The sequence below is a fragment of the Sulfitobacter sediminilitoris genome (assembly GCF_010667575.1).
In the GTDB taxonomy this organism is placed as follows: Bacteria; Pseudomonadota; Alphaproteobacteria; order Rhodobacterales; family Rhodobacteraceae; genus Sulfitobacter; species Sulfitobacter sediminilitoris.
Genome location: NZ_JAABNT010000039.1, coordinates 1 through 12,614 on the forward strand (window position 1 = coordinate 1; position 12,614 = coordinate 12,614).

Consider the following 12,614-nt stretch of genomic DNA (forward strand, 5'->3'; position numbering starts at 1 on the left):
CGGGCGAGTACCGATCCCGCGGCATCAACCACGCAGATCGATACGGATTTGACGGACACGTCGAGACCTACATAATGGGTCATGGTCGTTCTCCTTTACGGCTGGTTTTGTGAGGCCGATACTATAGAATCTCGTTAGCCTCCGGAGAGCGACCGCCGCAAACACACCATGTCATTCGCTGCGGTTGCGTTTGATGTCTCAGATGCGGACGAAGCGGCCACCGCGGGCAGATCACATTCGATACCAGTTTTCGACTGCTCGGGCGGCGGCGTCTGGGTCCATGACAGCTTCGATCGCTGCTATCGCTTCCTCGACTTCTCCGGGCGTCGCGAAGATTTCCGAAACGCCCCCCTGAATATTGTGGGCGGATCCGCTGCTTGCATAGAACATGTCCACGTCCAGCGCCCGAGCGTTCCGGTGTCGGAGCAGACGGTCGAAGAACCGGCGGTACAATGCCGCGTCATATGCGGGCGTCGTTTCGCCTTCCGCCGCTTGGACCAGCCCGAGTTCGATGGACTTCGCGCAGGTCAGCCTCCAGGCCAGCTCCATGGTGGCGGGAGGCGCATCCTTGGCCTCGTCCGGGTGCCTTGGGTTCGCGAAGGTCTCTCTCCGAAGGGCTTCCAGCTTTGCACGCATTTCACTGGTCGGCACAGGATAAACAAAGGCCGTCTTTTGCGATGCCAAGGCTGCCTCGACCGCGTCGGGAAGCACTTTCACCAATTCGGAAAACCTGTTTCCGACGATGGGGACCTCCCCGACAAGAAGCTCCGCGTGATCCGGATGCATGTCCCGCCAGCGCGCGACGGCCTTCCGTCCCCATAATCCGGCGGCCATTCGGACGATCGGATGGCTTCCGTCTGCGACATCCGGGTAACGTGCCAGGATTTCATCGGTCTGAAACGAGGCCAGGCCCGCATCCCAGCGCATCAGATGGACGCGGCGCCCGGCGGTCCCTGCCATCGAGATCAGCGCGCGGAGAAAGAACGATTTGCCGGACGCTGGCAGCCCGGTGAAAAAGATCATGCGGCAGTTTCGGGCCATCCCGGCCAGGATCCTGCCATTCCCGGTCTCGGCGAAACCGCGGTCCATCATAGCCTTTCCCCGCAGGCTGTCATCGCGCGAGCCAGGCCTGTGCGCCACAGGGCGTTGTCTTCTGCTGTCGCGATGGCCGGATCATGATCCCCCGAGTTGTGGCGGAGAGGCTGTTTGCCGAAACGCCCAATGCGCAAAGATCGCGAGCAGCATCATGCCAGCACCCAGAAAAAAGGCGACGCTAACATTGCCGACGTAATCGGCAAGGGCGCCCGCCAAAGCCGGAGCGATCATCATCAGCACATAGTAGATCGAGTAGAACACGCCGGTCCCGAAGGCGCGCATCTCGGGCGCAAGGATAAGGCCGGGCATGGAGACCACGGGCCCGGGTGCCAGCCCGGCCAGCAGGCCGCCCAGCACAAGTGCCGCGAGCAAGAAGCTGTTTGGCAGATAAAGAACTGCCGGAAATACGAGCATGCAACCAACCAAGCTTATAAGGATGATCCGATCAGGCTGTCCGGTCCGATCCGCCAGCCATCCTCCGACCGGGATCGAGATCGCGCCCGCAATGATGTAGAAGCTGATCGCGGAACTGGCCGCGATTACCGGCAAGCCGCGCTCGGCGAGAACAAGGCTGCCGAAGCTGAAGATCATCGAGAATGCGCAATTGTAGAGGCCCCAGAGAACTGCGGCGAATGCCAGTGGCGTCCAGGGGAGAGCGGAGAAGCTGATCCGCGCGTTACCGGGTACCGCGCCGGGCGGTACCTTGTAGACGGAGGCGAAGAGCAGAAGGGCCGCCCCGGTGAGGATCGTCAGCGCGATCCAGGCAGTCCGCAAATCCGCCGAATAATCAATCAAACCAGATGGGCCAGATACTCTCTTAAATCAGGCCGCTCTTAAGCCCAAAACCTCTGAAGACGGACAGAAGGGTGAGCTTCTGATCAGACGTGCACGGTCGCAAGTGCACTGCCCGCCTCAAAACCAGTTTGTCTGACAATGCCCTTTGCCGCAAAAACTAGCGTCCCACTGTTCAAAGTTCTCGCATATATAGAGATCGCGACCCACAGCATTCGTTTTACGCGAAGAATTCGGCCTGTGAAGCCTTATCTCGGGAGAATTCCGAGATTTCCTTTGAAATTCTGAGAGTTTCCTACAAGCTGTTCACAAGCTCGTGTCAGCCGACCTCAATTGAAGATGTATCTCAAGGATTCGTTAAACCTTTCTTTTTTCGGGATAGAAAACGTGATTATTGGACTTTTTCGTCAAACAATTTTTCTAGTTCTTTTGGGCTTATTGGTCACTTTTTCACCAGTATCAACGTCCGCTGAAACCCTTCAAAGTGCTGTCCGCAACGCAGTTACCAATAATCCTGCCCAACAGGCGGCCAATGCCGATGTGCGCGCAACACTGTTCGAAATGCTGGAGTTGCGGGGGGAATATCAACCCGAGGTCTTTCTATTTGGGGAAGTCGGCGGACAGATCGTGGATAATCCGTCAACGCTCTCCGCAGCCGAGAACAATACGTTCAAAGAAACGGCCCAGATCGGGATTGGCGTTGAGTACACACTCTTTGACGGATACCGCCGGGAAAATCTTGTCTACCGGAACGCCACGCGTTTGGATGCAAGCATCTTGAGGCAGCTTGATGCAACCGAAACCTTGGCGCTGAATGCCGTAGAAGCATACATTGATGTCATTCGTCTGCGAGAACTGTCGAGGCTGGCGTCTGAGAACATTGGCCGGCATGAGGAAATCGCGTTACAGATCCGGGACTTGGTGCAACTTGGACGGATCCCCTCGAGCGATGGATTTCTGGTGGATGACCGGATCGCCGCAGCAAGGGATGCAAAACTCGGGATCGATCAGTCATTGGCAAATGCCATTGCGAGGTATGAGCGTGTCGTCGGGCGGTCTCCCTCGGGCGCGATGAACGTGCCCGGTGTGAAGAACGTTCCAAAGAACCTCAGGGCGCTGCAGAACGAAGCAGTGCGACGTAGCTTCAGGGTACGGATCGCGGACAAGCTTGCAAGAGAGGCGCAGTTTGACGCGGGGATCAAGGAAGCCGATCGAAAACCGCGTGTGACCCTGAACGCCGGGCTGACATACGGCAAGAACCGAGACGGGAACCTTGGTAACAGGTCGGACGCCTTTGTCGGGGTTCGCATGAATTGGACTTTATATAACGGTCGTCGCCCGGCTCAATCAGCAGGGTTGCAAGAACGGATCAGGAAAGCCGAGCTGGACCGCCGTGTCGCGGCCGACGAGGTGCGTGAATTGGCTGCCAGAACCTGGAATGCATACGCCAAGAATGCCGAGCGCAGCGGAGTGCTTGGAAAGCAGCTTCGCGCCAACATCATGATCGTGCGACAGTACCGGGACGAGCTTACCGCTGCAAAAAGATCGCTGATTGATGTCCTGGAAGCAGAACGTGCGGCGTTTAACGCGCGGTTTCAAAAAATAAGCTCTGATGCAGCACTTACCTTCAGCAAGTACCAGCTTCTCGCGACACGCAGTCAGCTGACAGCGCACTTTGGACTGGCAGAAACCAACGCTGTGTTCGAAGTAAACTATGAGGAGCGTGCCCGGCAGTCACCTCGCTCGGCAGTTTTCAATACGGTCGTTGATCCACTGAAATGACGAAAGACGCGGCGCAATTAAAGACCGAGGCAAATCTTGCCTCTGGTAGGGCGTCGGAAAATCATCCTGCATTACGCGTGATAGCCTGGTTCGCGGAGGCACTTGACCAGCCATTTTCCGAAGCCGCCGTATTGGCCCGGCTTCCCGCTGATCCCGCCCCAAACGACAAAACCCTGTTGGCTCGGGCGCTGAGCACCGTTGGCCTGCGGACCAAACTGGCCACCCGCGATCTGCGGCGCCTTGATCCCATCGTCCTTCCATGCGTGGTATTTGAGCGCAAGACCGGCAAGCCGCTAATCTTGCAAAGCTACAGCAGAAACCGAAAAACAGCAGAAATACTTGATGTTTCGGAAGGCCTTCTTATCGAAGAAGTCAGCATGTCGATGCTGCGCAAACGAACGGATGGCAAGGTTCTATTCGTAACCGCGAATGCGTTACGCACTCAAAGCCTGCTCTCACCCGAAGCGCGCGCAAAAGCGGTGCCACAGCGCCATTGGTTCTGGTCTCCCTTCTTGGCCAACTGGACACTCTGGGCGCAGATCATTGTCGCAGTTTTCGTGATCAATGTGCTTAGTCTCGCGTTGCCCCTTTTTGTCATGAACGTCTATGACCGGGTCATTCCAAATCTGGCCTACGTGACCCTGTGGACCCTCGCGTTTGGCGTTTTGATTGCATTGATGCTCGACTTGTTCTTGCGCATGTTGCGAAACGGAATGCTCGAGACGATCGGTCGCCGCGTCGATGTGAAGGCGGCAGCAGAAATTTTCCGGCAAGCCATGAACGTAAAACTTCTGGCCAGACCGGGCGGCGCTGCCGGAATTATAAATACGGTCAGAGACTTCGAGATGGTGCGTGAATTCTTCGCATCATCCACCTTCGTGTCTCTCATCGACCTGCTATTTATCGGGGTGTTTATCGCGGTTCTCTTCGTTATCGTCGGCCCACTCGCCTATGTCCCGATGATCGCCGTGCCTGTCGTCCTCGTAATGGCCCTGTTCGCGCAGTACCCGATTGGAAGAACGGTAGACAGTTCCCAACAACTGGCAGTCAAAAGACATGTCGTTCTTGTTGAGTCGCTTCTCGGGATAGAAACCGTAAAAAGCATGAACGCCGAACCCGTCATGCAACGCGAATGGGAAAAAGCGATTTCACAGTCGGCGCGCATCAATGGTCGCACGCGGTTCTGGTCGAACTTTGCTGTTTCCACCACGATGCTGACACAACAGGCTGTGAGTGTTGGTATCATTGTCTGGGGGGTCTTTCTGGTTGCTGATGGGCGTATAACCATTGGCGCCCTGATCGCGGCCAACATCCTTGCGGGTCGGGTTCTCGCACCGCTGGGCAACATCGCCCAAACTCTTTTCCGTGCTCAACACGCGATCAAGGCCATGCGGTCGCTGTCAAACTTTATGAAACTACCCATCGAAAGCCCGCAAGAGCTGGAGACCGGGCTACAGGTCAAGAAAGGCGCACTTGAATTCAAAGACGTGAGTTTCAGCTACCCAGACTCACCGGTGCCTGCCCTGCAAAACATTAAACTGCGCTTCGAACCGGGCGAGACAGTCGCCCTTCTGGGGCGTGTTGGTTCAGGCAAAAGCACGTTGGGCAAGATGTGCAATGGGCTTTTGTCCCCCGATACCGGCATCATTCTTGTCGATGGCAAGGAGATCGCTCAATACGATCCGGCAGAACTGCGTGACGGGGTTGCTTTCCTCACGCAGGAAACAGAGCTTTTCACTGGCACAATCCGGGAAAACCTGATGATCGGCCGACCCCATGCGACAGAAGAAGAAATACGCCGCGCCCTTTACTATGCCGCGATGGATGTATTTATCGCGGAAAACCCGGCCGGTCTTCAGCAGTTCATAGGTGAGAAGGGAAACCGTCTTTCGGGCGGGCAACGACAGGGGCTTGCCATTGCCCGCATGGTTCTCAGGAACCCGAAGGTCGCATTTTTGGATGAACCGACAAGTGCGATGGACCGGCAGATGGAAAGTACGATTACCACGCGGCTGGCCGAATTGGCGCGCGAAGGCATGGGGCTTGTCCTTTGCACGCATCGCCAGTCCCTTGCAGAAATCGCAAACAGGGTTGTTGTCATGGAGAAAGGCCAGGTTGTTCTGGATGGTCCGCGGGCCGAAGTTGCGCAAAAGCTACGAGAGCTTTCGAACGCGAAGGCTGCGGAGTAGGCTATGTTCCAAACGGGTCAGGACAGCGATTTCATCAACGACATATCCAGCGCCGCGCTCAGAGACAAAAGCAACAGTCATTGGCGATTGCTGGTTGTGCTTCTGGTCGGAATCGGCGGCTTTTTCGTCTGGGCTTATTTCTATGAGATCGAGGAAGTGACACGAGGGCCCGGCCGCGTAATCCCGTCTTCGCAAATTCAGGTTGTTCAGTCGCTTGAGGGAGGCATTGTTCGATCTATCGACATCCGTGAGGGTGACATGGTCAACGCAGGGCAAGTCCTTATGCATTTGGACGATACCGGGTTTTCCTCACAGCTTGGCGAACTGCTGGAAAAGGAATCCGCCCTTCTGGCAGAGAAAGCACGACTTGAAGCCGAGGCGGGACTTGCTCAGGAACTTTCCTTCCCCGACGGGCTTGAAAGCCGAAACACGCTGGCAACGACTGCTGAGGCAGAAGTGTTTTTCTCAAGGCGGACGCAGCTGGATCAGGAGCTTTCTGTCCTTGCGAACAGGCTGGCGCAAAGACGGGCCGAATTGGCTGAATTGGAAGGCCTGAGAGAGAAAATCTCGATACGTCTGGCGCCGCTGGACGAAGAAATCCAATTGACCGAAGAACTGGTCTTGCGAGGTGCTGTACCCAGAATTGAGCTGCTGCGTCTAAAATCTCAGCGTGCGGAGTCGACAGGCGACTTGATCATCGCGAACGCATCCGAACCCAGGATCAAGGCCGGTATTCTTGAAGCAGAAACACAGATTCAGGCAGCTCGGGCTTCTTATGTCTCTTCTGCCCGCGAGCGGCTTGCGCGACTTCAAGTCGAGTTGGCCGTTGTGCAAGAAGGTCTGCGCGCTGCCAAAGACAGAGTGACTAGAACGACTGTGCGGTCACCAACGAAGGGCATCGTGAATACGGTGAACGTCTCGACAATCGGTGCGGTTGTTCAGCCGGGTGCCCCCCTTGCTGAAGTCGTACCCGCCGATGACCGATTGTTGGTAGAGGTCGACATACGGCCTCAGGACGTTGCCTTCATTCGTCCGGGCGAGCAGGCCAGCGTTAAGATCACCGCCTATGATTACCTCGTCTACGGCTCCCTGTCCGGCAAGGTGACACGTATCGGTGCCGACACGATAGAGAACGCTCAGGGAGACCAGTTTTTTCGCATCGTGGTCGAAACGGACAAGGCATATTTGGGGTCAGACGAGGAGCCACTGCAAATCATACCGGGTATGGTTGCAACAGTAGACATTCAGACGGGCCGAAAAACGGTATTGAGTTATCTCGGCAAACCCGTGTTAAGGGCAAGCGCCGAGGCGTTGCGGGAGCGCTGATCATTTGCTGGCGGCAACGAAAACGCCGTCCCAGCTTTGGCCCGGCGGGTTTTCTTTGAAGCCCTGCACTCTGTCACTGTACATCTCGATGTAGGTTTGAAGATCAAACGGCAAACCGCCAAGCACTTCTTGCATTGCTTTCAGATGGCCTTGGGCGTCTGACCATCTTTGTCCTCTGTAGGCGTCCAGCATTTCATTATTCAAAGTCTCCAAGCGCTGGAATTCTGGAGCCGCCCGAAGTGTCTCATCTCCGAACAGGCCAAAAACCTGTGCGGGTTCCGTCTTGCCTTTCACACGAATTAGATCGAGCTCCAGCACGGCAAAATCGTCCTTGACGTGGTTGGCAGTCTCTGGCCCAAGAATGATGCCAACTCCGTAGGTCTTTGACTGCCCCTCAAGCCTCGAAGCCAAGTTGACCGCGTCCCCCAATGCGGTGTAATCAAACCGAGTGTCAGAGCCCATATTTCCTACGATACAGTCACCAGTATTTATCCCAATCCCGACGTCAATCTGATGGAATTTTTTGTCCGGATTCCGTCTATTAACCTTCCGGAATTCATTCAACTCATTCACATCCGAAAGCATTTTCAGCGCCGCGCGACATGACAGACGAGCGTGGTCAGGTTCATCCAAGGGAGCATTCCAAAAAGCCATGACAGCATCCCCCATGAACTTGTCAATCGTTCCACCGAAAGACAGGATGCCGTCGGAAAGGACCGTAAGAAATCGGTTCATGAGCTGTGTCAATCCAGCCGGATCGTCCCTGAAACTCTCCGATATGGTGGTGAAGCCCCGTACATCGGAGAAAAGAATCGAAAGCGGGCGACGCTCACCGCCCAATATTAGGCGTTCAGGATTGTCCGAAAGTTGGGTGACAAGGTCCGGGGAGACGTATTGACCAAAGGCGCTGCGTATTCGCTGTCTTTCACGTTCTTCCCTAAGGTAATTCATGGTCGACATGAAGATCGCTAGAATTATCGCCGAAAAAGCAGGGTAAGTCGGATCAAGCAGGATTCGTTCGTTCTGGAACGCCACATAAGAAAACAAGACGTATCCGCTGATCAAAGTGCCGGTCAGCATGAGCACAAAGGCAGCGCCCATTTTCGGTACAAGCACAATGATGACGAGGCCCAGCAAAACGATTGTCAATAATTCCACGGCAATTGAGTAGTTGGGGCGAACAAGCATGGTCTTGCCGAGTATATTTTCGAGTACCTGCGCATGAATTTCCACCCCGGGCATTGGCGTACCAAGTGGTGTTGCCCGGAAATCCTCGAGACCGATCGCAGACGTTCCGACAAAGACAAGGTGACCGCGCAGGCGATTTGGAGGCAGCCGATCAAGTACCAAGTCGCTTGCCGAAACGAATCGGTCGCGCGATGAATGAGCAAAATAGGGCCATACTGTTCCGTCACTATCGGTCGAGATTAGTTGTCGCGCGACGATGACGCCGTCTACACCCGCATCATTTGATTTGATGGCAAATGCACCTCCCCCGGTTGCGATACGCAACAACTCGACCGACAACCCCATCCTGACCTGACCGTCTACCAGCATGACAAGCGGTACACGACGATAGACCCCATCACTGTCCGGACGAACCGTGAAAATACCGCGTCCAGCTGCCTTTGCATCTAGTGTCGGCATGTTCTGGACGAGATCGGGAAACTTCATCATGAATGGCTCTGGGTTCGGGCCAAGGAATGCGTATTCAACTTTGGGACCCTGCACGTCGTCTTGCCCTGAGGCCACCGATCGCCTGATGCTGGTTTCCCCTACAATGACGCGTGACCGCCCGATCGCGTCCGCAAGAATGCTGTCGTTGCTGGGCATTGCCCGCAAAGCTTTCTTAATTTCCTCGGGTAAACCCTTGTTGTCTAATGCTATATTTTCCGGTGACAGCCTGTCTGGATCCGCAAAGATCACATCGAAAGCCAACGCGACTGCCCCTGCGGCAGTAGCCTTATCCACGAGATCGGCAAGGGTTGTTCGCGGCCATGGCCATTGCCCTAACTCCTCTAAACTCTGATCGTCCACGTCAATAATGGTTACGGGGAACGGCTCCGGTGATCGAGGTTTCACCTGCTGATAGAAGTCGAAAGCGTTATATCGAAACGTCTGGATCAACTCATGGTCCACGACACGCACCAAAAGCAGCAACGCGAGCAGCCCCGTCGCAAGCGCGCGGGCCCAGTCAAACCTTCGAACGATCCGGAGAAAGAGTTTCATTCACATCTGCTTTTTTCAGATCAAGCTTAGAGCCGAATGGTATCCGCTGGCAACAACCGCGGCATGGGCAGTAACGAAATACGGGTAAGGGCAATAAACATTCTATCTCAGCGGGAATCTTGACAAATTCCCTAGGGAGTCTTGCAACAGGATGTTATATCTAAATGATAATTTTTATGGCATGAGGGATCCTCCGTGATTATCCAAGACGCCGAATTTTCTGCGCTGCATTCTGACAATAACCTCTCGTCAAATGCGAAGGGAGAGTTCATTTTTCCAGAAGAGTTTGCGTTATTTCGCGCAGACTTTATTCGCGACGGTAGTGATCTTTTGGTCAGATCTGCCGATGGCAATGGGCTCCGCCTTTCCGACTATTTCCTTGATCCGATACCTGCTGACCTTTTGTCCCATGACGGTGCCGTTCTGAAGGGGCACATTGTACTGCGATTGGCTGGCCCACCGTTTCCTGCACAATACGCTCAAGCCGGGGGCATCGACCTCGAGGATGCAATTGGACAGGTCGAGTTGCTCGAAGGCGTTGCATTCGTGCAGCGCACGGACGGTCAAACAGAAGAGCTGGAAGTAGGGACAAAGGTATTTGCGGGGGATGTTGTTCAGACACAGGATGGCAGCACCTTAGGGTTGACATTCGCCGATGGAACAATCTTTTCCCTTGCTGCGGCATCCCGGATGGTTCTGGATGAGCTTATCTACGACCCACAAGGCTCAGATAACTCAGGTGTTTTCAATTTAGTTCAGGGCAGTTTTGTCTTTATTGCCGGTCAGACGGCCAGAACGGGCGGTATTGAGATCAATACACCAGCCGCAACAATGGGCATACGTGGCACGACAGGTAAAATCGACATTCAGACGTTGGATGGGATTGCGACAGTAAGTGTTTCGCTCAATCCCGATCCTGACGGTGGTCTCGGCCTTATTCAGCTCTTCGATCTTGAAGGCAATTTGATATCGAATATCGCTGCAACGGACAGTAAATGGATTATCCGACCACCCTTCACGAATGAGCCCCCGATTGAAATAGCGCGCGATGCGGCAGACTTTGCAGATGATGCAGATCTATTATCTCAAGCCGCCGCAGCATTCCAGCTGGCTCTTACGCGGATTCAGAACGGTGAAACCTTCGTCGAACTTCCGGAAGGTTCACAAGTTGGTTCTCAAGACCTACAGGAAGAAGAAAACGATCTCAAAGATGGGCCGGGTCTCCAACCGCCACCACTTGATGAAACAGGAGAAGGCGGGGGGCCCGGTGGTCCTGGGCGGGGGAATCCAGAGCTTGATGGCAGTAATAGACCATCAATTCAGCAAGAAAATGGGAAAGAGGACGTTGAGGAAGCGTCGCTCTTCTTTCAGTCGACAGAGGATACGCCTCTAACTAGCCAGCTCCCGTTCAGGGGCTCGGGTGGAAACGTAGTCGAGGTGTCACTCTCGCGAGGGGCCGAAAATGGCCTGGTTGTTTTGGCTTCCGATGGCACTTTCACGTATACCCCTAACTCCAACTTTGAAGGCCAAGATTCCTTCGAAGTTTCTGGCATTGACGAAACGGGAGCAGAGCAGACCGCGCAGGTCACCGTGATAGTAGATCCGGTGAACGATGCACCCGTTATATCGACAGAATTGTCTCAGTTTCAGGGATCGCTTGCTCCGAGAAAGCTCGTTGCCGAAGAAGAAGCATATAACAGTGTCTCTGGTAGGCTTTTCTATAGCGACGTTGACGAGGGCGATATCGGCGCGACCTGGACAATTACATCAAACGGCAGCAACTTAACCGCCATTGGCAACATGTCCATCGATCCGATTACAGGTGCCTGGACGTATCTCATCCCTGACAATGCTGATGTGCCTCTCAGGGATGGTGAAACGGCTGTCGAAGTATTTACCGCCACTGTTACAGACGAATATGGCGCGACGGCTGAGCAATCGATTACCATTTCCATTACGGGCTCAAACACGGCACCCACTATTGTCCTAACTGCCAATGCCCTTACAGAAGACACAGTTGGGCAAGGCACTGTCGCAGCAACGTTTGTCACCGCGGACGAGGAAGTAGACGATCTGACCGTAACCTTCACGACGGGATCCAACTCCGACGGCTACTATGAACTTGACCTGGTCACTAACTCCGTCCGCCTGACCCAGGATGGCGCAGATTATGTGAATGGCGGCGGTGATACGCTGCCTGAAATCAGCCTAGCAGTCGACGATGGCAACGGTGGCACCGGCACCGCGACGGTCAATGTTGACGTAGTTCTTGTCAACGACGATCCGGAAGCCTCAGATGACGCAACGCGCACCGACGAGGACGTAGCTGTAATCATCAACGTTCTGGGCAACGATAGTGATCCCGACGGCGATGAGCTGACCGTTGCGGACGTCGGTGAGGCCTCGAACGGAACTGTGGAGAATAACAACGACGGCACAGTCACCTACACGCCAGACCCTGACTTTACTGGGCGCGACAGCTTCACCTACATGGTGGACGATGGCAACGGTGGCACCGGCACCGCGACGGTCAATGTCACCGTTGGTGCTCTCAACGATGACCCGGAAGCCTCGGATGACACGGCGAACACCAACGAGGACGTAGCTGTAATCATCGACGTCCTGGGCAACGACAGCGATCTCGACGGCGATGATCTGACTGTTGCGGACGTCGGTGAGGCCTCGAACGGGACTGTGGAGAATAACAACGACGGCACAGTCACCTACACGCCAGACGCTGATTACACTGGGACCGACAGCTTCACCTACACGGTGGATGATGGCAACGGTGGCACCGACACTGCGACCGTGACGGTGAATGTCGGCCAGGTCAACGACGCGGCGACCTTTGGCGGCGACACCAATGGCACTGGCAACGAGGATGACGCTGAGATCACCGGGACGCTAACCGTCACCGATGAGGTCGACGGCATGACCACCCCGAACTTCACGGTGAGCACTAACGGCACCAATGGCACCGCCAGCATCGATGCGGGGACCGGCGCCTGGAGCTATAGCCCGAATGCGGATTACAACGGCTCCGACAGCTTCACGGTCACTGTCACCGACGATGATGGCAATACCGAGACCCAGGTGATCAACGTCACCGTGGCCTCGGTGGTCGACATCACGGATGACACGCTGACGACCACGGAGGGCAACGCTGTCACGGCCAATGTGATCACGGGCACCAATGGCGCG

Annotated in this window: 7 protein-coding genes; 4 read left to right on the top strand and 3 right to left on the bottom strand. The window is 55.1% G+C overall.

Annotation, left to right across the window (positions count from 1 at the left end):
• Positions 1–231: 231 nt before the first annotated feature.
• A complete protein-coding gene (locus tag GV827_RS22350; protein WP_164356400.1) occupies positions 232–1,089 on the bottom strand; it encodes a hypothetical protein in 858 nt (285 codons plus the stop codon).
• 84 nt (positions 1,090–1,173) lie between these two features.
• Positions 1,174–1,890: an MFS transporter gene (locus tag GV827_RS22355; protein ID WP_204326049.1), complete on the bottom strand. Its 717-nt coding sequence runs from the start codon at positions 1,888–1,890 to the stop codon at positions 1,174–1,176.
• 336 nt (positions 1,891–2,226) lie between these two features.
• On the opposite strand from GV827_RS22355, the gene GV827_RS22360 reads away from it, so the two are divergent.
• The 3 genes from GV827_RS22360 to GV827_RS22370 are packed head-to-tail and all read left to right on the top strand — an operon-like array spanning position 2,227 to position 7,184.
• On the top strand, positions 2,227–3,669 hold the full coding sequence (locus GV827_RS22360; RefSeq protein ID WP_235930679.1) for a TolC family protein: 1,443 nt from the start codon (positions 2,227–2,229) through the stop codon (positions 3,667–3,669).
• A complete protein-coding gene (locus GV827_RS22365) occupies positions 3,666–5,858 on the top strand; it encodes a type I secretion system permease/ATPase (protein ID WP_204326050.1) in 2,193 nt (730 codons plus the stop codon). The genes GV827_RS22360 and GV827_RS22365 overlap by 4 nt, the downstream gene beginning before the upstream one ends.
• 3 nt (positions 5,859–5,861) lie before the next feature.
• Entirely contained in the window at positions 5,862–7,184 is a 1,323-nt protein-coding gene (locus tag GV827_RS22370; RefSeq protein WP_164356408.1) for an HlyD family type I secretion periplasmic adaptor subunit, read from the top strand.
• On the opposite strand, the gene GV827_RS22375 is transcribed toward GV827_RS22370, so the two are convergent.
• Complete coding sequence (locus GV827_RS22375; RefSeq protein WP_164356410.1) at positions 7,185–9,413, bottom strand: CHASE2 domain-containing protein; 2,229 nt, start codon at positions 9,411–9,413, stop codon at positions 7,185–7,187. It lies immediately after the preceding gene.
• 195 nt (positions 9,414–9,608) lie between these two features.
• On the opposite strand from GV827_RS22375, the gene GV827_RS22380 reads away from it, so the two are divergent.
• Positions 9,609–12,614: tandem-95 repeat protein (locus GV827_RS22380; RefSeq protein ID WP_164356412.1), on the top strand; the 3,006-nt coding region annotated here is incomplete at its 3' end.

What these genes read in the sequence shown, in the direction of transcription:
- GV827_RS22350 (WP_164356400.1), bottom strand. Translation starts at nt 1,089, where the DNA reads ATGGACCGCGGTTTCGCCGAGACCGGGAATGGCAGGATCCTGGCCGGG.
- GV827_RS22375 (WP_164356410.1), bottom strand. Translation starts at nt 9,413, where the DNA reads ATGAAACTCTTTCTCCGGATCGTTCGAAGGTTTGACTGGGCCCGCGCG.
- GV827_RS22370 (WP_164356408.1), top strand. Translation starts at nt 5,862, where the DNA reads ATGTTCCAAACGGGTCAGGACAGCGATTTCATCAACGACATATCCAGC.
- GV827_RS22365 (WP_204326050.1), top strand. Translation starts at nt 3,666, where the DNA reads ATGACGAAAGACGCGGCGCAATTAAAGACCGAGGCAAATCTTGCCTCT.
- GV827_RS22360 (WP_235930679.1), top strand. Translation starts at nt 2,227, where the DNA reads ATGTATCTCAAGGATTCGTTAAACCTTTCTTTTTTCGGGATAGAAAAC.